This is a genomic window from Actinosynnema sp. NPDC049800, from assembly GCF_040656635.1.
In the GTDB taxonomy this organism is placed as follows: Bacteria; Actinomycetota; Actinomycetes; order Mycobacteriales; family Pseudonocardiaceae; genus Actinosynnema.
The window spans coordinates 75,381-97,370 of the sequence record NZ_JBFAMT010000017.1 but is presented as its reverse complement, the minus strand read 5'-3'; the positions used below and the strand labels follow the sequence as shown (position 1 = coordinate 97,370).

The following is a 21,990-nucleotide window of genomic DNA, read 5'->3' as shown; positions in this document are numbered from 1 at the left end:
GACGTTTTCGCCGCAAATCGACCACTCTTGTGCCATGACGACTTGGCCCACCCGCGTGCGAGGCCTGGCCTGGGGCGCCGACTACAACCCCGAGCAGTGGCCGGAGGACGTCTGGGACGACGACGTCGAGCTGATGCGCCGGGCCGGGGTCAACCTGGTGAGCGTGGCGATCTTCTCCTGGGCGCTGCTGGAAGTGGAAGAGGGCCGCTACGAGTTCGGCTGGTTGGACCGCGTGCTCGACCGTTTGCACGCGGGCGGCATCCGGGTCGACCTGGCCACCGCGACCGCCGCGCCGCCGCCGTGGCTGACCACCGCGCACCCCGAGATGCTGCCGGAGACCGCCGAGGGCGTCCGGCTCGTGCACGGCTCGCGCCAGTCCTACTGCCCGAGCTCGCCGGTCTACCGGACCAAGGCCGTGGCGCTGGCCCGCGCGCTGGCCGAGCGCTACCGCGACCACCCGGCGCTGTCCGCGTGGCACGTCAACAACGAGTACGGCTGCCACGTCCCGCGCTGCTACTGCGACCGGTGCGCGGTGGCGTTCCGCGCCTGGCTGCGCGCCCGCCACGGGACGCTCGACGTGCTGAACGAGGCGTGGGGCACGGCGTTCTGGAGCCAGCGCTACACGTCGTGGGACCAGGTCCTGCCGCCGCGGGCCACGCCGGCGCTGCACAACCCCGGCCAGCTGCTCGACTTCGACCGGTTCTCCTCCGACGCGCTGCTCGAGCTGTACAAGGCCGAGCGGGACGTGCTGCGCGAGGTCACCCCGGACGTGCCGGTGACCACGAACTTCATGGCCGCCGCGTTCTCCGGGCTCGACTACTGGAAGTGGGCCGCCGAGGTCGACTTCGTCTCCAACGACCACTACACGTTCGGCGAGGACCCCGACCGGCACGTCCACCTGGCGTACTCCGCCGACCTGGTGCGCGGCCTCGCGGGCGGGCGGCCCTGGCTGCTGATGGAGCACTCCACGTCGGCGGTGAACTGGCAGCCGCGCAACATCGCCAAGCTGCCCGGCGAGCTGCGCCGCAACTCCTACGCGCACCTGGCCCGCGGCGCGGACGGCACGCTGTTCTTCCAGTGGCGGCAGTCGCGGGCGGGCGCGGAGCGCTACCACTCGGCGATGGTGCCGCACGCGGGGCCGGACACGAAGGTGTTCCGCGAGGTCGAGCAGGTCGGGGCCGAGTACCAGCGGATCGCCGAGGTCGTCGGCTCCACGGTGGACGCGCCGGTCGCCGTCGTCTTCGACTGGGAGTCGTGGTGGGCGCTCGGCCAGTCCGCCCACCCGACGGAGGACTTCGCCTACCCCGAGCACGTCCTCGCGTACTACCGGGCGCTGTGGCGGGCGGGGGTGACGGTCGACTTCGTGCCGCCGGGCGCGGACCTGTCCTCCTACCGGCTGGTCGTGCTGCCGGCGCTGTACGCGGTGGACGACGCGACGCCGTACGAGGAGTACGTCGCGGCGGGCGGGCACGTGCTGGTCACGTACCTGTCGGGCGTCACCGACACGCGCGGCCACGTGCACCTGGGCGGCTACCCCGGCGCGTTCCGCGAGCTGCTCGGCGTGCGGACCGAGGAGTTCCACCCGCTGCGCGCGGGGCAGACCGCTTCGCTGGACGACGGCTCGTCGGCCGCCGTCTGGACCGAGCACCTGCACGCCCGCGGCGCGGAGGTGATCGCCTCCTACGCCGACGGCCCGCTGCCCGGCGTGCCCGCCGTGACCCGCAACGAGCGCGGCGGGGGCGTCGCCTGGTACGTGGCGTGCGGCCTGGTCGGCGACGGGCTGGAGCGGCTGGTGCGGACCGCGCTCGACCAGGCGGGCGTCCCGTCCGGGCCGGGCGGTGACGTCGAGGTGGTGCGTCGGCGCGGTGAGGTGGCCGGCTCCGCCGTATCGTGGCTGGTCGCGGTCAACCACTCCGACGGCGACGCCGAGCTGCCCGCGGTGGGTGTCGAGCTGCTGTCCGGCGCGCGTGCGTCCGGCAGCGTGGTCGTGCCCGCCGGCGGCGTGGTCGTGGTCCGGGAAGAAGAGGTGTGAGGTGCTGGCACGCCAGCGACAAGCGGTGATCCTGGAAGAGGTCCGCCGCACCGGCGCGGTGCGGGTGAGCGACCTGGTCGTCCGGCTGGGCGTCTCGGACATGACCGTGCGCCGCGACCTGGACGTGCTGGCCGCCCGCGGCCTGGTGGAGAAGGTGTACGGCGGCGCCACGTCCGTGGTCGGCCGCAGCACCGACGAGCCCGGTTTCGAGGCCAAGTCGGTGCGCCAGCTGCCGGAGAAGGAGGCCATCGCCGCGTTCGCCGCGGGCCTCGTGCGCCCCGGCACCGCGATCGGCCTGTCGGCGGGCACCACCACGTGGACGCTGGCCCGGTTCCTGGACGACATCCCGGACCTGACCGTGGTGACGAACTCGATCCGGATCGCCGACGTGCTGCAGCAGAGCGGGCGCACCGACCGCACGGTGGTGCTCACCGGCGGGGTGCGCACGCCGTCGGACGCGCTGGTCGGGCCGGTGGCCGTGCAGGCGCTGCGGTCGCTGCACCTGGACGTGGTGTTCCTCGGCGTGCACGGCATGGCCGAGCGCTCCGGCTTCACCACGCCCAACCTGAACGAGAGCGAGACCGACCGCGCGCTGGTCGACGCGGCCGGGCGGGTCGTCGTGGTCGCCGACCACACCAAGTGGGGCACCGTCGGCATCTCCACCATCGCCGCGCTGGACGAGGCGGACGTGCTGGTGACCGACGAGGGATTGGCCGAGCCGGCGCGGACGGTGCTCGGCGATCAGGTCGGCGAACTGGTCCTGGCGCACGTGCCGGGCCGCGGAGAGGAACTGGCGTGAGGCGCACGGCGGGGAAGCTTGCCGATGGTCGCGAGATCATCTACTTCGACGACACCCCGGACGCGCCGCCGCGCGACGCGGTCGACACCCGCGACCTGCCGCGCGCGCAGCCGCTGTCGGAGGTGCGGCGCGACCCGTTGACCGGCGAGTGGGTGGCGATGGCCGCGCACCGGCAGACCCGCACGTACAAGCCGCCGGCCGACCTGTGCCCGCTGTGCCCGTCGACGCCCGGCAAGCCGACCGAGGTGCCCGAGTCGTCCTACGACGTGGTGGTGTTCGAGAACCGGTTCCCCTCGTTCGCGCAGGGCGTGCCGGAGCTGCCGTCCACTGTGGACGGGATGCCGATGGTGGCGCGGGCGGCCGGGCGCGGCCGGTGCGAGGTCATGTGCTTCACGTCCGACCACGACACGTCGTTCGGCTCGCTGCCCGCCTCGCGGGTGCGCACGGTGGTGGACGCGTGGGCGGACCGCACGGCGGCGTTGAACGCGACCCCGGGCGTCGAGCAGGTCTTCCCGTTCGAGAACCGGGGCGAAGAGATCGGCGTGACGCTGTCGCACCCGCACGGCCAGATCTACGGCTACCCCTTCGTGACCCCGAAGACGGAACGGATGCTCGCCGTCGCGGCGGACTACCAGGCGTCACACGGTCGTCCACTGATGGGTGACATCCTGGCGGCTGAACGTGCGGCCGGGACCCGGGTTATCGCCGAAAGTGAGCACTGGACGGCGTTCGTGCCCGCCGCGGCCCGGTGGCCGGTCGAGGTGCACCTGGTCCCGCACCGCCAAGCGCCGGACCTGCCCGCGCTGACGGACGCCGAGCGGGACGACTTCGCGGGGCTCTACCTGACCGTGCTGCACCGCCTGGACGCCCTCTACGACCGCCCGCTGCCCTACATCGCGGCGTGGCACCAGGCGCCCGTGCGCACCGGCCGTGACCTGGCCTGGCTGCACCTGGAGGTGTTCTCGGTGCTGCGTGCGGCGGACAAGCTGAAGTACCTGGCCGGCTCCGAGTCGGGCATGGGCGTGTGGGTGAACGACGCCACGCCGGAGCAGATCGCCGAGAGGCTGCGCGGCTGAACCACGGCCCGGAAACCCGCACCGACTCACAAGGGATGCCCAGTTTCGTTTAAGGCTGCTCTCAGGCGGGCACCGCAGAGTGGTGGACATGACCGAAGACGAGCAGCCGAAGCAGCCACCGCAGTCTCAGCCGGCTCAGCCGCGGAGCCCGTGGGCGCGCGGGGGCGCCGGGCTCGGTCATGAGGACGCCGGCTCCCAGCAGCAGGGTGCTGGTCGGCCGGACAGCGACGACACCGGTGCCGTGCAGGGCGGCACCGGTGCGTCGTCGGAGTCCACCGGCGCGGGAGGTGCCTGGCAGGGAGCCTCGGCGCGGCCGGAGGACGTGACCGACGGGCCGGCGGTAGGGGCCGACCCGTCGGCGGCGGGGTCGGCCGGTGTTCCGCGGGGGAACACCGGCCACCCGGCCGACCTGTACCCGGACAGCGTGACGACGACCGCTGCCGCCTCGAACCCCGGCTCGCCGGCCGCTCCGCACGCGAGCGCCGCCGAGCCCGTGCCCGGGTCGCCGGACGCGTGGTCGCGTCCCGGTCGCCCGGATGACTTCGGCTCGCCGGCCGCCTCGCAGGGTGCCGCCGGCCAGTCGGGAACCGGTCAGGCCGGCGCTGTGCAGGGCGGCGCCGGCCCGACCGGAGCAGGTGTGGTCGGTGCTGTGCAGGGCGGCGCCGGCCATCCCGGAACCGGTGGTCCCGGCGCCGTGCAGGGCGGCGCCGGGCTGCCGGGATCCGGGCCGGAGGCCTGGCACGCGGGCTTCCACCGCCCGGAGCACGCGGGTCCGCACGGCGCTCCGCAGACCGGCGCCCCGGAACACCCGGGCTCGCCGGCCCACTCCCCTTCGGGGTCGGCGCAGCCCGGCGTGTCGGGCCCCTACTACGCGCCGCCCGGGTCGGTCGGCGCCGCACCGCGCCCGCCGCGGGGCCGCGGCAAGGTCGTGGCGGGCGTCGCCGCGCTCGTGCTCGCCGTCGGCGGCGTCGCGGGCGGTGTCGGCGGGTACGTCGGCTTCCAGGCCGCCGAGCAGTCCAGGCCCGTGACCAATGCGCTCAACCAGGCCCCGCCCGCCCAGCAGAGCACCGACGCCCCGGACGGCTCGATCGAGCAGGTGGCGCAGAAGGTGCTGCCGACCGTGGTGCAGGTGCAGGTCAACGGCGGCGCCGGGTCCGGCTTCACGCTCAGCTCCGACGGCTTGGTGCTCACCAACAACCACGTGGTCGAGAGCGCCGCGAACGGCGGGCCCATCGCGGTCCAGCTCCAGGACGGCCGCTCGTTCGACGCGAAGATCGTCGGCCGCGACCCGACGTCCGACCTGGCCGTGCTGAAGATGGAGGACGTCTCCGGCCTGCCCACGGCCGAGCTCGGCAACTCCGGCGACCTGCGGATCGGCCAGGACGTCGTGGCCGTCGGCTCGCCGTTCGACCTCAACGGCACGGTCACCTCCGGCATCGTCAGCTCGCTGAACCGCCCGGTGCGCGCCGGCGGCCAGCAGGGCGGCGTGGACACCGTGCTCAACGCCATCCAGACCGACGCCGCGATCAACCCCGGCAACTCGGGCGGCCCGCTGGTGAACATGCGCGGCCAGGTCGTCGGCATCAACTCGGCCATCTACAGCCCCAACTCCAGCCAGTCCGCGCAGGGCGGCTCGGTCGGCATCGGCTTCGCCATCCCGATCGACCAGGCCCGCCGCACGGCCAAGGAGCTGTCGGAGACCGGCAAGGCCACCCAGACCGTGCTCGGCGTCCAGGTGGGCGACTCGCCGCGGGGCGGCGCGGTGGTCCGCGACGTGACCGCCGGCGGCGCGGCCGAGGCGGCGGGCATCAAGTCCGGCGACGTGATCACCAAGTTCGGCGACCGGCCCATCGAGGCCTCCGACTCCCTGGTCGCGGCCGTCCGGTCCCGCGCGCCGGGCGAGAAGGTGCAGCTCACCATCGGCGAGGACCGCACCGTCGAGGTCACGCTCGGCAGCCAGCCCGTCGAGGTCCGCTAGCACCCGCGAGCCACCGGCTCCCGTGCCCCGAGCCGGTTGTGGAGGCCGCATGCCGACCCGGGTGACCGCCCCTCACCTGTCGGCGTGCGGCCTCTTGTGCCGTCGCACCAGGGTGACCGCGAGGACGCCCAGCCAGCTCACCCCGACCGCCACCAGCAGCCCGACCGAATAGTTCCGGTCGACCAGCCCGGGGTTGGGCCCGCCCGCGAACGGCCGCCAGAGCAGCGGCACGGCGAGCAGCACGAGCACGCCGGTGAACGTGCCGCCGACCACCACGGCCGCCCGCCACGGCTGCGGCACCCACCGGGCGACCAGCAGGCCGAAGCCGGCGAAGAGCGGCGCGAGCAGCGCGTCGTGCACGATCGGGCCCGCGACGAACCACAGCGCCAGGTCCACCGAGACCAGCGGCAGCACGAGGACCGCGCCCCACAGGCCCAGGACGACACCCACCGCGCCGATCACCCACCTCATCGCAGGACCTCCAGCCGGGTGACCCACTTGGTCTGCGTCACGCCCGGTCGGCTCGGTGCGATCAGCCGGCACGGGTAGCCGTGGTCCAGGGGCAGGGTCTCGCCGTTCAGCCGCAGCGCGAGCAGCGTCACCGGGTCGCGGGCGTGGGCGGCGGGCAGGGTGCTCGCGCGGTAGAGGCCGTCGCGTTCCAGCGACTCCACCCGGACGTCACCGGCTTCGAGGCCCGCCAGCGCCAGCAGGTCGCGCACGGGCACGCCGGTCCACCGCGCCGACGCGCTCCAGCCCTCGACGCACGCGATCGGCAGCTCGGCCGTGGTCTGCGGCAGGGCTTCGAGCTCCCGGCGGGAGAACCGGCGTTCGCCGACGGTCAGCCGCCAGTCGTCGTCCACCGCGGGCACGCCGGCGGCGGTGGCGGTGCGGTTGACGGGCAGTGCGGCCGACCGCGTGCCGAGGACGGAGGCGGTCCGCAGCCACGGCACCGTGCTGCCCGCCGTGGCCAGCACCGCGACCGCCGCCGCGCCGCCCGTGGTGAGCAGGAACCCGCGTCGGCTGAGCGCGCCTCGGCGGACCTCCTCGGCGGGCGTGCGCAGGAGCGGCAGCTTGACCGCGACGTGCACCAGCAGCGCGCCGACCGCGATCCAGGCCACGGCGTGGTGCGCAGTCGGGAAGAAGAACTGCCACGGGTAGTTCTGCGCGGCGTTGAACAGGCCGGTGACCAGCTCGAAGAACGACGCGCCGAGCAGCACGAAGATCGAACCGCGTTCCAGCGCGTGGGGCAGCGACTTCACCACCGGCCGTTCGAACAGCTTCGGGTAGACCGTCCACAGCTTCGCCAGGAGCAGCGGGATCGCGGCCACGCCCGAGGTGACGTGCACGCCCTGCGTGAACCGGTAGAGCCAGACCGGGCGGGTGGGCCAGGCGAACCACCCGGGCGGGTGCTGGAGGTAGTGGCTGAGCAGGCCGGTGACGAAGCACAGGCCGAACGCGATGCCCAGCCACAGGCCGATCCGGGTGGCGGTGTGGGGGCTGGAGGTGCGCTTCACGGCCGCACCAACTCGGCGAACCAGCGCCCGTCGCGCTCGACCACCCACCGCGGCTCCAGGCCCGCCCATGCGGCGGTCGGCACGACGGCCCGCGCGTCGACCCGCGCCCAGTCGAACCAGGTGCCACCGGCGACCCGCGCGCGTTCACGGCGCAGCCCGCAGCCGGGCGGCTCGACCTCGACCAGCGCGGTGCCGTGCCGGCGCAGGAGTTGGCGGGCGCGGCGGAGGAGCGCGACGGGGTCGCCGCCGATGCCGATGTTGCCGTCGGCGAGCAGCACGTGCGCCCACCGGCCCGCGCCGGGCAGCCGGCCGAACAGGTCGCGGTGCAGCGCGGGTCCGCCTCTCGCCCGGGTGAGGGCGACGGCGAGCGGCGAGTGGTCCACGCCCAACGCCACCACCCCGCGCCGGACGAGCGCGGCCACCATCCGCCCGGGGCCGCAGCCGAGGTCGACGGTCGGCCCGTGGCAGGCGTCGAGGAGGACGTGGTCGGCCCCGTCGGCGTCCTCGTGCCACCGGTCGACCGGCAGGGGCACCTGATCGCCGCCGGCCAGCTCGAGCCGGCACTCCGCACCGTTGAGGCCGACGTCGAACGCGGTCATCGCGGCGCTCCGCACACCTGACGCGACCTCCGGCGGTCGTGTGGTTCCGCGGCGAGCGGGGTTGTGCGGCATTGCGTATCGGGGTGCGTTTCTGCGGTGGTCATTGCAGTGCTCCCGAAGTCCGGCACGAAGTCGGACGTGCGTGGTGGGTTGCGTGTCGAGATGGGTACTGGCGGTGGTTATTGCAATGCTGCGTAAGTCTTGGGGCGCAGGCGGGTGCGAGTGTCGTGGTGAGCGGGTCCGGGCGGTGTTGCGGATCAGGGCGGGCGGTGGCGGTGGTCATCGCAGGGCTCCCAGGTGTGCGAGAGCGGCGGCGAAGCGGGTCGTCGGCACGGCGGCGGCGACGTCACGAGCGGTGGCCATGTCGTCCACATCGGACAGCACGGGCAGCAGGTCGATGTCCCGGCCGGCGCCGCCCAAGGCCCGCAGCGTCAACGCGCCCGTGTCCGACCGGGACATCGGCACGGAACGGAGGTTCGCGGCGACCGTCGGGTCGTCCAGCCCGAGCGCCCACCAACCTCCGTCGGCCGCCGGACCCAGCACCGCGCCCCGCGCGGCCAGCCGGTCGACCGACTCGGCCAGCAGCACCGGCGTGAGCTGAGGCGTGTCCATGCCGATCTGGAACACCGGCAGGCCGTGCGCCCGGTACGCGTCGGCGTGCGCGTTGGCCAACCGGTCGGCGAACGACCCGCCCCGCTGCGGCAGCACGGTGCACCGCCGCAGCACCGCCCGGATCTCGGCCGACCGCCGGGCGTCGCCGAGCGACCCGGTCACCGCCACCACCGGCCGGACGCCCGGCGTGCCGAGCACGGCGTCGAGCGTGTCCAGCAGCGCGGCGGCGGCGATGTCGGCCGCCTCCTCCGGCGTCGCGGGAGGGCAGAGACGGGTCTTCGCCAGGCCCGGCACCGGCGCCTTGGCCACCACCAGCAGGCTCGCGGAGTACGTCATCAGCGCACGCCCTCCTGCTCGACGCCCCGCTGGACCACCGCCGCCATGTCGCGCACCGCCCGCACGGTCCCGCGCACCGAGCCGGACACCTTCGACTTCGTGCCCGCCGCCCGCGGCCCGTACCGCACGTCCCGCTCGACCACCCGCCACCCGGCCGCCGCCGCACGCAGCAGCAGCTCCAACGGGTAGCCGAACGCCCGGTCCTCGACGCCCAGCTCCAGCAGGTCCCGCCGGCGGAACGCGCGCATCGGCGCGATGTCCCGCACCGCCAACCCCTTGCGCCGCAGCAGCCCGGCCAGCACCGCGTTGCCCGCCCGCGCGTGCCACGGCCAACTACCCGCCCCCGGCACCCGCCGCCCCACGGCCAGCTCCGCCCGCCCGAGCAACGCCACCAGCTGCGGCAGCTGGCCCGGGTCGAGCGAGCCGTCCGCGTCGAGCACGCACACCACTTCGGAGCGCGCGCGCTCGATCCCCGTGTGCACGGCCGCGCCGTACCCGGGCCGCGGCTCGTGCACCACCTCCGCGCCCAACGAGCGGGCGATCTCGGGTGAGCCGTCACGCGATCCGTTGTCCACCACCAATGGCCGGTAGCCGGCGGGCATGGCCCGCAGCACGCCCGGCAACGCCGCCGCCTCGTCCAGGCAGGGGAGCACCACGTCGATTTCGTCCACGCACCACAGCATGGGCCGTCGCGGGCGACCGAAAACCGTTGTGGCGCTTACCGAATCATGACGTGTGCGCCGTTTCTTACGGACCGCTGACGGATCCCGCCACGGGGCCTCCACCGGGCCTCCGCCGGCCTTACCGTGGGCGTGTGCTCCGTGTCCTGGCCGCCGCGGCCCTGGTCGCCTCGGCCGTCGTGGCCGGCGCGATCCTGCCCGATGACCGCGTCCACGCCCCCGCCCCGCCGCTGTTCGCCGAGTGGCTGCCGCACGTCGGCATCGGCACGCCGCTCGCCGTGCTGGTGGCGTTGGCGGTCGTGGTGTGGGGCCCGACGCTGGCCGGGCGGCTGTCGTGGCGCCTCGCCCTCGGCGCGGGTTACGCGACCGCGGTGGCGTGGACGTTCTCGCTGGCCCTGGTGGACGGCTGGGCACGCGGTTTCACCGGCCGGCTGACCACGGAGCACGAGTACCTGGACGAAGTCCCGGGCGTGACGGACGTGGGCGCGATGCTGCGCGAGTTCTCCTCCCGCATCCTGGACTACCAGCCCGACTCGTGGGCCACGCACGTCTCCGCGCACCCGCCGGGCGCGTTCCTGGTGTTCATCGGGCTGGACCGGGTCGGGCTGTCCGGCGGCGCGTGGGCCTCGGCGTTCGTGGTGCTGGTCGGCGCGCTGACGGCGGTCGCGGTGCCGGTGACGGTGCGCGCGTTCGTCTCCGAGGAGCACGCGCGGGCCGTGCTGCCGTTCGTGGCGCTGTTCCCCGGCGCGGTGTGGATGGGCGTGTCGGCGGACGGGCTGTTCGCGGGCGTCACGGCGTGCGGCATCGCGTTGCTGGCGACCCGGCGGGCGTTGGCCGGCGGGGTGGTGCTGGGCTTCGGCGTGTTCCTGTCGTACGGGCTGGTGCTGCTCGGTGTGCTGGCCCTGGTCGTGCTGTTGCTCCATCCTTCGGGGCGCGACTGGCGGCGGATCGGCGTGGCCGTGCTGGGCGCGTCGGCCGTGGTGGTGGTGTTCGCGGCGCTGGGGTTCTGGTGGCTGGACGGCTACCACCTGGTCGTCGAGCGGTACTACCAGGGCATCGCGACACCCCGCGCCTACGGTTACTGGGTGTGGGCCGACCTGGCCGCCGCCGCGTTCGCCTGCGGTTTGGCGCCGTTCGCGGCCCGGTGGCGCGGCAGCACCACAATGGCCAGGGGCGCCGTCACACTGGCGGCAGCGGCGGCGGTGGCGATCCTGGCCGCCGACCTGTCCGGCTTGAGCAAGGCCGAGGTGGAACGGATCTGGCTGCCGTTCACCGTGTGGCTGGTCGTGCTCGTGCCGGACCGGCGGCGGCTGTGGCTGGCGGCGCAAGCGGTGACCGCGCTCGCGGTCAACCACCTCCTGTTGACCAACTGGTGAGGCGCGGACATGGGTGAGACGACCGGGCGGGTGCTCGTCGTGGACGACGACGTGACCGTGCGCGACGTGGTGCGCCGGTACCTGGAGCTGGCAGGCCACGAGGTCGAGCTGGTCGGTGACGGTGAGAGCGCGCTGCGCCGGTTCGCCGAACGCGAGCCGGACCTGGTGGTGCTGGACCTGATGCTGCCGGGCGTCGACGGGCTGGAGGTGTGCCGCCGGCTGCGGCTGCGCAGCGCCGTGCCGGTGGTGATGCTGACCGCGTTGGGCGAGGAGGAGGACCGGATCGCCGGGCTCCAGCTCGGCGCGGACGACTACGTGACCAAGCCGTTCAGCCCGCGCGAGCTGGCGTTGCGGGTCACGTCGGTGCTGCGCCGGTCGCGGGTCGCGGCGGCGCGGACGGCGTCGGTGCTGAGCGACGGCGGGCTGCGGGTGGACGTCGGCGCGCGGTCGGCGTGGCTGGACGGGCGTGAGCTGTCGCTGACCACGCGCGAGTTCGACCTGCTGGTGTTCTTCCTGACCCACCGGGGCACCGCGTTCAACCGCGGCGAGCTGCTCTCGCGGGTGTGGGGCTGGGAGTTCGGCGACCAGTCCACCGTGACCGTCCACGTGCGACGGTTGCGGGAGAAGGTGGAGGTCGACTCGGCCCGGCCGGTGCGGATCGCCACCGTGTGGGGCGTGGGCTACCGGTACGACGGCGGTGCGTGATGCTGATCGAGATCTACCACATCCTCCCGTACGCGGTGCTGTTCTCGCTGCCGCTGGCGCTGCTCGGCGCGGTGCTGCTGCGGCGGTTGCAGAACGGGTCGCTGGCCACGGCGCTGACCGTGCTGGCGATCGTGCCGGTGGTGGCGACCATCGGCGGCGTGCTGGCGGTGAGCGGGTTCATGTTCACCCCGATCCTCACCACGACCGTGCTGGTGTGCCTGCTGGTGGCGTTGGTGACGGTGCCGACGGCCGTGCTGCTGGGTCGGGCGCTGGCGCGGCGCAGCGTGTGGGAGAGCGAGGCGCGGGAGCGGGAGCGCGCGGCCGAGGCGTCCCGGCGCGAGCTGGTGGCGTGGATCAGCCACGACCTGCGCACGCCGTTGGCCGGGATCCGGGCGATGGCCGAGGCGCTGGCCGACGGCGTGGTGTCGCGGCGGGACGAGGTCGCCGGGTACGCGGGGCGGATCTCGGCCGAGGCGGAGGCGTTGTCCGGGATGGTGGACGACCTGTTCGAGCTGTCCCGCATCACGGCGGGCGCGCTGAGGCTGACGTTGTCCGAGGTGCCGCTGGCCGACGTGGTCAGCGAGGTGGTGGCGGCGGAGAGCCCGGTGGCCTCGCGCAAGGGCGTGCGGCTGCGCGCGGACGCGGCGACGTGGCCGGTGGTGCTGGGCAGCGACCCCGAGCTGGCCCGGGTGGTGCGCAACCTGCTGTCTAACGCGATCCGCCACACCCCGCCGGACGGCACGGTGGCCGTGCGGGTGGACGTGGACGGGCCGTCGGCGCTGCTGCGCGTGGACGACGGCTGCGGCGGCATCCCGGAGGCGGACCTGCCCAGGGTGTTCGACGTGGCGTTCCGCGGCGCGCCGCACCGGCAGCCCGTCGGCGGCGGGCTGGGGCTCGCGATCGCGCGCGGCCTGGTGGAGGCGCACCAGGGCACGATCGACGCCCGCAACCACGGTCGCGGCTGCCGGTTCGAGGTGCGGTTGCCGCTCAGCGCAGGCGGTCCGTTGCCAACTGCTTGACCCCCGCGGCGAAGGTCGTTGCGGCGTCGAAGCCGAGGAGCTCGCGGGCCCGGGCGGGGTCGGCGACGACGTGCCGGACGTCCGCCGGGCGCGCGCCGCCGACGATGCGCGGCCGCGGACCGCCGCACGCCTCGGCCAGGTGGGTGGCGAGGTCGCCGACGGTGTGCGGCTCGCCGGAGCAGATGTTGAGCGGGGTGAGCGTGCCGGGCTCGCCCGGTCGGCTCAGGGCCAGGGCGTTGGCCCGCGCCACGTCCGTGACGTGCACGAAATCGCGGCGTTGGCGGCCGTCTTCGAGGACGGTGGGCGCCTCGCCGCGTTCGAGCGCGCTGCGGAACAGGCTCGCCACGCCCGCGTACGGGGTGTCCTTGGGCATCATCGGGCCGTACACGTTGTGGTAGCGCAGCGCCCACACCGAGCCGCCCGTCTGCCGTGCCCACGCCGCCGCGTAGTGCTCCTGGGCGAGCTTGCTGGCGGCGTACGTGCTGCGGGGGTCCAGCGGGGCGTCCTCGGGGACCAGGCGTGGCTCCAGGGGGCTGCCGCAGTGCGGGCACGGCGGCTCGTAGCGGCCCTGGTCGAGGTCGGCCTGGCGGCGTGGCGCGGCCCGGACGACGCCGTGCTCGGCGCACTCGTAGCGGCCCTCGCCGTACACGACCATCGACGACGCCAGGACCAGGTGCTCCACGCCCCGCTCGTGCATCGCGGCGAGCAGCACGGCGGTGCCGAGGTCGTTGTTGCGGGCGTACAGCGGCGCGTCGGACGGGTCGAGGCCGTGGCCGACGACGGCGGCCTGGTGGCAGACCGCGTTCACCCCGTCGAGCAGTTTTTTCACCGTGTCGAGATCGGTGACGTCCTGGGCCGTCGGTGGGCGGTCGCGGTGGGCCTGGGGCAGGTAGGCGTCGAGCACGACGACGTCGTGGTCCTGGGCGGTCAGGTGGTCGGCGATGTGTGAGCCGATGAACCCGGCCCCGCCGGTGAGGAGAACGCGCACGTCACCGAAGTTAGGGGTCCTCCGGCGGGAGCGGGCGGTGCGACAGCGTGACGTCACGGAACCGTCAGATCCTCCGATTGGCTACGGTGGCGCTCATGGAACGCAGCGCGCAGCGACTGGGACGCGCCCTTGTCGTGATCGTGGACGACCGGGTGGCGCACGGTGAGCACGACGACAGCACAGGACCGCTGGTCACCGAGTTGCTGGAGGAAGCAGGGTTCATCGTCGACGGGACGGTCGCGGTGGAGGGTGAGGTCGTGGGCATCCGCGCCGCACTGAACACCGCGGTGATCGGCGGTGTCGACCTGGTCGTCACCGTCGGCGGCACAGGTGTGTCGCCGCGCGACGTGACGCCGGACGCCACGCAGGGCGTGCTCGACCGGCCGATCAGCGGCATCGCCGAGGCGCTCCGGGCTTCGGGGCTGGCGGCGGGAGCCGTCGACGCGGGCATCTCGCGAGGGCTGGTCGGCGTGTCCGGCAGCACCCTCGTGGTGAACCTGGCCGGGTCGCGGTCGGCGGTGCGCGACGGCATGGCGACGTTGTCGGCGCTCGTGCCGTACGTGATCGAGCAGCTCTCGGGGTTGGACGAGGCATGACCGAGCCGGCTGACGACGCCGACGCCGCTGCCGCCGCCGCTTCGGCCGCGGCGGAGGCGGCGCGGCGTCGTCGGCTGGCCGAGGTGTTCGGCGACGTGCTGCCGGAGGGCTCGTCGGACGAACCACGACCGACCGGGCGTGACGACCGGTGGTACGAGGAGAACCGGCCACCTCACCACGGCGGGTAGTGCTCTTCACCGGACCGCGGCTGACCGGGCGCCGCCAAGGCACGCCCGGTCACCTCCGCATCACCCGACCGACCGCTTCCACCGCCGGCGGCTTCACTGCCGGCCGCTGCACCGCGAGCCGCTTCCGACCCGCCGATCGCTCTCGACCGGCCGTTCTCGACCGGCCGTTCTCGACCGCCGGCCCTTTCACCTCCGGCCGATCCCGGTCCGGCGCCGCGGCACGGGTCGCGCCGAGTCCCGTCACCAGTGAGCCCTGGCGCGGTCGGTGCCGGCGCGAGGACCGTCGGGCCGTCCATTCGGGCCGTCCACTCGCGCTGTCCGATCGGGCCGTCCGTTCGCGACGTTCACCTGTCCATCGTGACCGTCGCGGCTGTCCTGTCCGTCGTGTCGGTCAGTCCTGGCGCTGGCGCTGCGAGGCGAGGAGGTCGCGGATCTCCTTGAGCAGCTCGACGTCGGTCGGCTCCGCCGGGCCGGGCTCCTGACCGCGCTTGCGCCGCTCCTTCAGCTTGGTCATCGGCAGCACGAAGATGAAGTAGACGATCGCGGCCACGATCAGGAAGTTGATCACCGCGGTGATGATCGCGCCGAAGTCGATGATCGTCTTGTCGCTCTTGCCCAGCTGCACGGCCAGGCCGTTGACGTTGTTGCCGCCGAACAACGCGATGAGCGGGTTGATCAGGTTCGTGGTGAACGCGGTGACGATCGCGGTGAACGCGGCGCCGATGACCACCGCCACGGCGAGGTCGATCACGTTGCCGCGCATGAGGAAGTCCTTGAAGCCCTTGATCACGGTTGGCTCCTCCGTTCGGGGGTATGGGTGGGGTCAGCGGAGGGTAACGGGTCAGGGCCTGGTCGGTGACGCTCCGGGTACGTGTGTCGCGGGGAGTCCGAGCCGTTCGAACGTCGAGGGCCCGAACGTGGTGATCTCCGCGATCCGGTCGTCCTCGACGCGCAGGACGTCCAACTTGAACGCCCGGAACACCGTGTCGCCGTGTCGGCGCAGGTAGCTGGCAGCGGTCGGCATCCGGTTGGCCCAGGTCGGCACGAGCAGCCAGTCGCCTTCCCGGTCGGGGCCCAGCGCGCGGCGCATCAGCGTCGCGACCTGGTCGAGGCCGTCGAAGCACAGCGGCGCGGGCGGCATGGTGACCCGCAGGTCCTCGGCGGCGATCGCCACCGCCGCCTCCGCGTCACACCGCTGGTGGGCGTCGATGAACCGGCTCAGCAACTCGCGTTCCCGGGGGTTCGGCTCGCGGGCCGTCCAGTCGTTGCGGTGCGACGGCAGGTGCTCCCGCATCGTGGCACGGGCGCGCTGGAGGGCGCTGTTGGCGGCGGCCACGCTGATGTCGAGCAGCCCGGCCGTCTCCTGCGCCGTCATGCCCAACACCTCCCGCGCGAGCAACGCCGCCCGCTGCCGTGCGGGGAGGAGTTGGAGGGCGGCCAGGAAGGCGAGTTCGACGGTCTCCCTGGCGACCGCGACCACGTCCGGCTCGTCGTCGGACGGCGCCACCTGGTCCAGCAGGCGGTCCGGGTAGGGCGTGAGCCAGCTGATCTCCGGCTGGGTCCGGGGCGTGCGAGCCTTGGCCCGGATCAGGTCGACGCACGTGTTGGTGGCGATCTTGTACAGCCAGGCGCGGACGTTGCCGCCGTCGAAGGTGTCCCACGCCCGCCAGGCGCGCAGGAACACCTCCTGCACGGCGTCCTCGGCTTCTTCGTAGGAGGCGAGCATCCGGTAGCAGTGGACGTGCAACTCGCGGCGGTGCTGCCGGGTGGCCTGCTCGAACATCAGCGGACGGACTTCCCGACCTGCTGGACGGCCCAGGTGTTGCCGTCGGGGTCGTCGAAGAAGATGAAGGAGTTGTAGTCGCCGCCGGCCGGGTCCGGTCCGGGCACCATCGTGCCGTTCTCGAAGTGCTGCGGCCCGGAGTTCACCACGCCGTTCGCTTCGAGGTGCGCGTGTGCCTCCTGGATGTCGGAGACGATCAGCTGGCAGCCCTTGAGCGAGCCGGGCGCGCCGCTGTCGCCGAGGCCCTTGCCGAAGACGATCGAGCACGCCGAGCCGGGCGGGGTCACCTGGATGACGCGGAAGGCGTCGCCGGAGCGGTGGTCGGTGTCGAGCGTGAAGCCCAACGTGTCGGTGTAGAAGGTCTTCGCGCGCTCGACATCGGACACGGGGACGATGACGACTTCCAGCTTCCAGTCCACAGTGCTCTCCTCGGTAACGGGGCCGAACCCCACCCTGCAATCCATGTACCGGGTGGAACGACAGGCGCGCCGAAAACTCATCGGTCCCGCGATGAAAACTTCGTCCTCCCAGCTCACCCACCCTCCAACCCCGCCCACCCCGCCCGCCGACGGCCCCACCTTCCTGCTGGCCGCGCCACGACCGCTGGTCAGGACGGAACAGGTCAGGGAGCCGCAACGCAGGTCCTGAGAGCCGGCGGTTGTCGAAGCGGTAGGCGAGGGGGCCTGGCGGGTCGGAAAGGGGCCAGCGACGGGTGGGCCGGTGCCTCGAGAGTCGCGTGGGCAGCCAGCAGCGGCAGCCGGCAGCCAGCGGTTGGCGGCGGGCCGTAGGCGCGCGGTGGTCGGAGGGCGGAGGCGGCGCGGGCAGTGGGTTGATGGGTGCGCGGCGGTTAGCGGCCCAGTGGTCGATTGCGGGCCAGTGGCCGCTAGCCGGGTGGTTGGCGTGGGCAGGGCGGTCGGGCGTGCGCGGCGTTCGGTGGGTGCGCGGCGTTCGGTGGGTGCGCGGCGTTCGGTGGGTGCGCGGCGTTCGGTGGGTGCGCGGCGTTCGGTGGGTGTGCGGGGGTTTGTGGTTGGCGGAGTGGCGGCGTGCGCAGGGCAACGTGGTGGGTGGCGTGCGTAGGCACGGTCGGTGGGTGGGCTGGTCGGTGGTGGGTGCGCGGGGAGCGCGGTGCCGGCCGTGGGTGGTGCGGGTGGTGACCGTGGTGTGAGTGCTGGTGGGTGAGTAGCGGATGGGGTGTGGTCGGTTAGCGCAGGATCACGGCGACTGGGCCGGCCAGGGTTTCGGCGGCCAGGCGGTGGGCGGCGGGGCGGTCGGCGGAGAGGACGACTACCTCGCCCTCCCGCACGGCGACCACCGAGGCGTCTGTGGCCAGCACGTCCGACTCCGGGCCGACGACGTCCACCCGGCTCCCCGGCCGCAGCAGCCCGACCACGCCGGCGTCGGCCAGGCGCACGGCCACCGACGACACACCCGGGTCGGCCGTCGTCAGGCGGGCGTCGGTCAGCGGTTCGCCGGAACGGGCCGCGCTCACCAGGCTGCGGCCTAACACGTCGCCCGGCGAGAGCGCGCCGGCCGGCGACAAGGACGGTGGGACGGCGACCACGCGCACGTCCTCCGCACCGAGCGGCACGCCGGGGGCAAGATCGCGCGCCGCCACCAGGACGTCGACCGTCGAGCCGTCCGGCAGCACGGCCACACCCACGGCTACCAGGGCCAACAGGCCCGCCAGGATCCTTCTGAGGTGGAGGAGCATGGTTGCGACGGTAGGGGCGGAACAGGGCTCAGGACAGCGTCGACCCCCGAGCTGTGGACAACTCGGGGGCCTGTGGACAACTCAGGCTCAGGACGCGGCGGCGGCCGAGGCGGAAGTCGTCGAAGAGGAAGACGAAGCAGAAGAAGACTCCGACTTGGCGGCTGCCGGAGCCGGCGTGGCCGCGGGAGCGGCGGAAGAAGACGAACGGCTGTCGGTCCGGTAGAAGCCGCTGCCCTTGAACACGACGCCGACCGCGCCGTAGAGCTTCCGCAGCCTGCCGGAGCACTGGGGGCACTCGGTCAACGCGGAGTCCGAGAAGGACTGCACCGCGTCGAACCGGTGGTCGCACTCGGTGCAGGCGTACTGGTAGGTCGGCACGGTGAGCCCTCCACGAGTCCGGGTTGGCACTCCTCCGTCACGAGTGCCAACACCGATGATGCGCCACCCGGCATATGTGGCGCAAACATCACAGGTCAACGTCACAGGCCAAAGCCGGATCGCGACGCCACAGGCCAAGGCCGGGTCACGCCGACGGCAGCCGGACCAGGCCCCGCCCCGGCGTGAGCACCGCGTCCACCCGCACGTCGTGCGGCTCCACCGGCAACGACGGCACGAACTCGTCGTCCCGCACCACCGCCACCACCGGCCCCGCGGCCGACCCCAACGCCCGGTCGTAGTACCCGCCACCCTTGCCCAACCGCACCCCGGAGTGATCCACCGCCAACGCCGGCACCAGCACCAACGCCGCCGACCCCACCGCCTCCGCGCCCAGCAACGGCCCCTCCGGCTCCCGCAACCCGAACGCGCCCACCCGCAACCGCCCGTCGTACACCGCCCAGTCCAACCCGTCCCCGACCACCACCGGCAGCAACACCCGCACCCCGTGCGACCGCAACGCCTCCACCATCGCCAACGACCCCGGCTCCGCCGCCGAAGCGACATAAGCGCACACGGTCCCACCAGCGGAAACACCGAAAGCGGCGACGGCGGACAGCACCTCGTCCACCATCTCGGGCATCACCGCGCCACGCCGCCCGGCCCGCAGCCGTGTGCGCAGAGTCGCCTTCCGATCACGTTCACGGGACGTCATGGCAGGTCACCCTAAGCGCGCCGTTACGCTCGCAGGCCATGAGCGCCTTCCAGACAGCAATCGTGCCGGCGGCAGGCCTGGGCACGCGCTTCCTCCCCACCACCAAAGCGGTGCCCAAGGAGTTGCTGCCGGTCGTCGACACCCCTGGCATCGAACTCGTCGCCACCGAGGCCGCCGAAGCCGGCGCGACGAAGCTCGTCATCGTGACCTCCCCCGGCAAGGACGCCGTCGCGGAGTACTTCCGCCCGCAGCCCGAGCTGGAGGCGACGCTCGAGGAACGCGGCAAGACCGACCTGCTCGCCAAGGTCCGCCGCGCGTCGAACCTGCTCGCCGTCGAGACCGCGATCCAGGACAAGGCGCTCGGCCTCGGCCACGCGGTCGCCTGCGCGGAGGGCAACCTGACCGGCGCGGACGAAGCCGTCGCCGTCCTGCTGCCGGACGACCTCGTGCTGCCCACGGGCGCGCTGGCGAAGATGGCCGCGGTCCGCGAGAAGCTCGGCGGCAGCGTGCTGTGCGCGTTCGACATCCCCAAGGAGCAGATCTCCGCCTACGGCGTCTTCGACGTCAAGGACACCGGTGACGACGACGTCAAGCGGGTCGTCGGCATGGTCGAGAAGCCCAAGGCCGAGGACGCGCCGTCCACGTTCGCGGCGGCCGGCCGCTACCTGCTCGACCGGGCGATCTTCGACGCCCTCAAGCGCATCACGCCCGGCGCGGGCGGCGAGCTCCAGCTCACCGACGCCATCGCGCTGCTGATCAACGAAGGCCACCCGGTGCACGTCGTCGTCCACCGCGGCGGGCGACACGACCTGGGCAATCCGGGAGGATTCCTCAAAGCTGCGGTTGACTTCGCACTGGAGCACCCCGACTACGGGCCCGAGCTGGGGGAGTGGTTGCGGGCACGCCTCGCCAACTCCTAAAACGAGGTCAACTTATGAGGTCAGTGGACGAGCAGCTCGCCAGGGTGGTCGCCGCCGCCGTGCGGCCCGCCCCCGTGCGGGTGGCGATCTCCGAGTCGCAGGGGCTGCTCTGCGCCGAGGAGGTCGTCGCCGAGCGCGCGTTGCCCGGTTTCGACCAGGCGGCGGTCGACGGCTACGCCGTGCGCAGCGTCGACGTGCAGGCCGCCAACGAGGAACCGGTCACGCTCCCGGTGGTCGGCGAGATCCCCGCCGGGTCCCGCCAGCCCAGACGGCTGCAACCCGGCCAGGCGGTCCGGGTCGCGACCGGCGCGCCGCTGCCGACCCTGGCCGACGCCGTCGTGCCCGTCGGCTACACCGACGGGCACGCGGCGAAGGTCACCGTGCGCCGCTCGGTGCCGTCCGCGGCGTTCGTGCGGCGCACCGGCGAGGACGTGCAGACCGGTGACGTCGCGGTGCGCCGAGGCGCGTCCATCGGCGCCGCCCAGGTCGGCCTGCTCGCCGCGGTCGGCCGCAACAAGGTGCTCGTCCACCCCCGGCCGCGGGTGTCGGTGATCTCGATCGGCGAGGAGCTGGTCGACGTCGACCGCACCCCCGGCCAGGGCCAGGTCTACGACGTCAACTCCTACGCGCTGGCCGCCGCCGCGCGGGACGCGGGCGCCGAGGTCAGCCGGGTCGGCATCCAGTCGTCCGACCCGCGTCGGATGCGCGAGGTCGTCGAGGGCAGGTTGCTGCTGTCGGAGATCGTGGTCGTCGCGGGTGGCGTCGGGGGCGTCATCGGCGACGAGGTGCGCGCCGCGCTGGCCGACCTCGGCGACGTGGACGTGACCCGGGTGGCCATGCACCCCGGTTCGGTGCAGGGCTTCGGCCGGCTCGGACCGGACGCGGTGCCGACGTTCCTGCTGCCCGCGAACCCGATGAGCGCCCTGGTCGTTTTCGAAGTGCTGGTGCGTCCGCTGATCCGGGCCGCGCTGGGCAAGCGCAACCCGTACCGGCGGGCGGTCAGCGCGCGGCTGCTGTCGCCGCTGACGTCCACGAAGGGCCGGCGCGGCTACCTGCGCGGCCAGCTGCTGCGCGACGCGGACAACGGCGAGTACCTGGTGCAGCCGCTGGGTACCTCCGGGTCGCACCTGCTGGCGTCGTTGGCCGAGGCGAACTGCCTGATCATGGTCGACGAGGACGTCACGGACGTGGCGGTCGGCGAAGAGGTCGTGGTCAGCTTCCTCGCCCAGCGGGGATGAGACCCCCGACGGGCCCGAGACACGGTGGGGATGGATGAGTTTCGCGGGTGACGGCGGTCGGCACCCCGGCTGGCCCGCGCGGCTCGGGCCGCTGAGGGTCCCCGCGGGCCTGGTGGAGCTGCGCCCGCCGAAGCTCTTCGACGCCTCGGCGTGGTCGCGGGCCAGGCTCCGCGACCGGGCGTACCTGGAGGACTGGGAACCCACCGCGGCCGAGGGGTGGCACGAGCGCAACGCGCCGCTGGCGTGGCCGCCGCAGTGGTCGTCGCTGAAGTCGCTGGCCCGGCGCGGCCAGGCGCTGCCGTTCGTGATCACCGTGGACGGCGTGCTGGCCGGGCAGATCACCGTGGGCAACATCGTGCGCGGCTCGTTGCGCTCGGCGTGGGTCGGCTACTGGGTGGCGGCCGACCGGGCGCGCGGCGGCGTGGCCACGGCGGCGCTGGCGCTCGTGGTCGACCACTGCTTCGGCGAGGGCGGGCTGCACCGGCTGGAGGCGACCGTCCGGCCGGAGAACCGGGCGAGCCTCCGGGTGCTCGCCAAGGCGGGCTTCCGGGAGGAGGGCCTGTTCCTGCGGTACCTCGACGTGGCGGGCGACTGGCGTGACCACCTGTGCTTCGCGATGACCGCCGAGGAGGCGTCGCCCGAGGGTCTCGTACGCCGGTTGGTCGCACAGGGATACGCCCGAACTGCCTGATCTGCAGGCCATGCGGCTTATTCGGATCACCCGAAAGTGGGTGATACACCACACTTTGG

General features: G+C 73.5%; 24 protein-coding genes. 12 read left to right on the top strand and 12 right to left on the bottom strand.

Annotated elements, in window-relative coordinates; all coding sequences use genetic code 11:
- The first annotated feature begins 34 nt into the window (after positions 1–34).
- The 4 genes from AB0I91_RS21395 (at position 35) to AB0I91_RS21380 (ending at position 5,885) form a co-directional block, all read left to right on the top strand.
- Positions 35–2,032 carry a beta-galactosidase gene (locus tag AB0I91_RS21395; RefSeq protein WP_499609736.1) on the top strand — a complete coding sequence of 666 codons (1,998 nt, stop codon included), beginning with the start codon at positions 35–37 and terminating at the stop codon, positions 2,030–2,032.
- 1 nt (position 2,033) lies between these two features.
- On the top strand, positions 2,034–2,831 hold the full coding sequence (locus AB0I91_RS21390; RefSeq protein ID WP_498781291.1) for a DeoR/GlpR family DNA-binding transcription regulator: 798 nt from the start codon (positions 2,034–2,036) through the stop codon (positions 2,829–2,831).
- Positions 2,828–3,907: a galactose-1-phosphate uridylyltransferase gene (gene galT / locus AB0I91_RS21385; RefSeq protein WP_499609739.1), complete on the top strand. Its 1,080-nt coding sequence runs from the start codon at positions 2,828–2,830 to the stop codon at positions 3,905–3,907. Before AB0I91_RS21390 ends, galT begins: the two co-directional genes overlap by 4 nt.
- 88 nt (positions 3,908–3,995) lie before the next feature.
- The gene (locus tag AB0I91_RS21380) at positions 3,996–5,885 is read left to right on the top strand and encodes a S1C family serine protease (protein WP_498781294.1); all 1,890 of its coding nucleotides are present in this window, start codon (positions 3,996–3,998) and stop codon (positions 5,883–5,885) included.
- Between the two features lie 72 nt (positions 5,886–5,957).
- On the opposite strand, the gene AB0I91_RS21375 is transcribed toward AB0I91_RS21380, so the two are convergent.
- The 5 genes from AB0I91_RS21375 to AB0I91_RS21355 form a co-directional block, all read right to left on the bottom strand.
- On the bottom strand, positions 5,958–6,356 hold the full coding sequence (locus AB0I91_RS21375) for a hypothetical protein (protein ID WP_499638356.1): 399 nt from the start codon (positions 6,354–6,356) through the stop codon (positions 5,958–5,960).
- Positions 6,353–7,399, bottom strand: a complete 1,047-nt coding sequence (locus AB0I91_RS21370) for a molybdopterin-dependent oxidoreductase (protein WP_498781297.1) — start codon at positions 7,397–7,399, stop codon at positions 6,353–6,355. Before AB0I91_RS21370 ends, AB0I91_RS21375 begins: the two co-directional genes overlap by 4 nt.
- Positions 7,396–7,998: an SAM-dependent methyltransferase gene (locus AB0I91_RS21365; RefSeq protein WP_498781299.1), complete on the bottom strand. Its 603-nt coding sequence runs from the start codon at positions 7,996–7,998 to the stop codon at positions 7,396–7,398. The genes AB0I91_RS21370 and AB0I91_RS21365 overlap by 4 nt, the downstream gene beginning before the upstream one ends.
- A gap of 279 nt (positions 7,999–8,277) precedes the next feature.
- Positions 8,278–8,946: a TIGR04282 family arsenosugar biosynthesis glycosyltransferase gene (locus AB0I91_RS21360; RefSeq protein WP_498781300.1), complete on the bottom strand. Its 669-nt coding sequence runs from the start codon at positions 8,944–8,946 to the stop codon at positions 8,278–8,280.
- Complete coding sequence (locus AB0I91_RS21355) at positions 8,946–9,608, bottom strand: glycosyltransferase family 2 protein (protein WP_499638398.1); 663 nt, start codon at positions 9,606–9,608, stop codon at positions 8,946–8,948. The genes AB0I91_RS21360 and AB0I91_RS21355 overlap by 1 nt, the downstream gene beginning before the upstream one ends.
- Positions 9,609–9,760: 152 nt before the next feature.
- Here AB0I91_RS21355 and AB0I91_RS21350 point away from each other — a divergent pair, with 152 nt between their 5' ends.
- The 3 genes from AB0I91_RS21350 to AB0I91_RS21340 are packed head-to-tail and all read left to right on the top strand — an operon-like array spanning position 9,761 to position 12,726.
- Positions 9,761–11,002: a hypothetical protein gene (locus tag AB0I91_RS21350; RefSeq protein ID WP_499638351.1), complete on the top strand. Its 1,242-nt coding sequence runs from the start codon at positions 9,761–9,763 to the stop codon at positions 11,000–11,002.
- A gap of 9 nt (positions 11,003–11,011) precedes the next feature.
- The gene (locus tag AB0I91_RS21345) at positions 11,012–11,707 is read left to right on the top strand and encodes a response regulator transcription factor (RefSeq protein WP_498781301.1); all 696 of its coding nucleotides are present in this window, start codon (positions 11,012–11,014) and stop codon (positions 11,705–11,707) included.
- A complete protein-coding gene (locus tag AB0I91_RS21340) occupies positions 11,707–12,726 on the top strand; it encodes a sensor histidine kinase (protein WP_499638349.1) in 1,020 nt (339 codons plus the stop codon). The genes AB0I91_RS21345 and AB0I91_RS21340 overlap by 1 nt, the downstream gene beginning before the upstream one ends.
- Here the strand turns inward: AB0I91_RS21340 and AB0I91_RS21335 are convergent.
- A complete protein-coding gene (locus AB0I91_RS21335; protein ID WP_499638346.1) occupies positions 12,695–13,714 on the bottom strand; it encodes an NAD-dependent epimerase/dehydratase family protein in 1,020 nt (339 codons plus the stop codon). The two genes, AB0I91_RS21340 and AB0I91_RS21335, sit on opposite strands and share 32 nt — an antisense overlap.
- Positions 13,715–13,809: 95 nt before the next feature.
- Here AB0I91_RS21335 and AB0I91_RS21330 point away from each other — a divergent pair, with 95 nt between their 5' ends.
- Positions 13,810–14,310: a MogA/MoaB family molybdenum cofactor biosynthesis protein gene (locus tag AB0I91_RS21330; RefSeq protein WP_123748144.1), complete on the top strand. Its 501-nt coding sequence runs from the start codon at positions 13,810–13,812 to the stop codon at positions 14,308–14,310.
- Positions 14,307–14,498 (top strand): hypothetical protein, encoded by a 192-nt coding sequence (locus AB0I91_RS21325; protein WP_230572767.1) that lies wholly within the window; start codon positions 14,307–14,309, stop codon positions 14,496–14,498. The genes AB0I91_RS21330 and AB0I91_RS21325 overlap by 4 nt, the downstream gene beginning before the upstream one ends.
- Before the next feature lie 391 nt (positions 14,499–14,889).
- Here AB0I91_RS21325 and mscL read toward each other — a convergent pair whose 3' ends face one another.
- The 6 genes from mscL to AB0I91_RS21295 all read right to left on the bottom strand — a co-directional run bounded on the left by mscL (position 14,890) and on the right by AB0I91_RS21295 (position 19,082).
- Entirely contained in the window at positions 14,890–15,288 is a 399-nt protein-coding gene (gene mscL, locus AB0I91_RS21320; RefSeq protein ID WP_498781306.1) for a large-conductance mechanosensitive channel protein MscL, read from the bottom strand.
- A 51-nt stretch (positions 15,289–15,339) separates the two neighbouring features.
- The gene (locus tag AB0I91_RS21315; protein ID WP_499609751.1) at positions 15,340–16,281 is read right to left on the bottom strand and encodes an RNA polymerase subunit sigma-70; all 942 of its coding nucleotides are present in this window, start codon (positions 16,279–16,281) and stop codon (positions 15,340–15,342) included.
- Complete coding sequence (locus AB0I91_RS21310; protein ID WP_498781309.1) at positions 16,281–16,700, bottom strand: glyoxalase superfamily protein; 420 nt, start codon at positions 16,698–16,700, stop codon at positions 16,281–16,283. Before AB0I91_RS21310 ends, AB0I91_RS21315 begins: the two co-directional genes overlap by 1 nt.
- Before the next feature lie 782 nt (positions 16,701–17,482).
- Positions 17,483–17,992 (bottom strand): SAF domain-containing protein, encoded by a 510-nt coding sequence (locus AB0I91_RS21305; protein WP_499609755.1) that lies wholly within the window; start codon positions 17,990–17,992, stop codon positions 17,483–17,485.
- 87 nt (positions 17,993–18,079) lie between these two features.
- Positions 18,080–18,370: an FmdB family zinc ribbon protein gene (locus AB0I91_RS21300; RefSeq protein WP_498781312.1), complete on the bottom strand. Its 291-nt coding sequence runs from the start codon at positions 18,368–18,370 to the stop codon at positions 18,080–18,082.
- Between the two features lie 145 nt (positions 18,371–18,515).
- The gene (locus AB0I91_RS21295) at positions 18,516–19,082 is read right to left on the bottom strand and encodes a 5-formyltetrahydrofolate cyclo-ligase (protein ID WP_499638343.1); all 567 of its coding nucleotides are present in this window, start codon (positions 19,080–19,082) and stop codon (positions 18,516–18,518) included.
- A gap of 38 nt (positions 19,083–19,120) precedes the next feature.
- Between AB0I91_RS21295 and AB0I91_RS21290 the strand changes: the two genes are divergently transcribed.
- From AB0I91_RS21290 to AB0I91_RS21280, 3 genes are read left to right on the top strand one after another with little or no spacing between them, the layout of a single operon-like run.
- On the top strand, positions 19,121–20,002 hold the full coding sequence (locus AB0I91_RS21290) for a UTP--glucose-1-phosphate uridylyltransferase (protein ID WP_499609759.1): 882 nt from the start codon (positions 19,121–19,123) through the stop codon (positions 20,000–20,002).
- Between the two features lie 14 nt (positions 20,003–20,016).
- Complete coding sequence (glp, locus tag AB0I91_RS21285; RefSeq protein WP_498781315.1) at positions 20,017–21,240, top strand: molybdotransferase-like divisome protein Glp; 1,224 nt, start codon at positions 20,017–20,019, stop codon at positions 21,238–21,240.
- 34 nt (positions 21,241–21,274) lie between these two features.
- Positions 21,275–21,931 (top strand): GNAT family N-acetyltransferase, encoded by a 657-nt coding sequence (locus AB0I91_RS21280; protein WP_498781317.1) that lies wholly within the window; start codon positions 21,275–21,277, stop codon positions 21,929–21,931.
- The last annotated feature ends 59 nt before the right edge of the window (positions 21,932–21,990 follow it).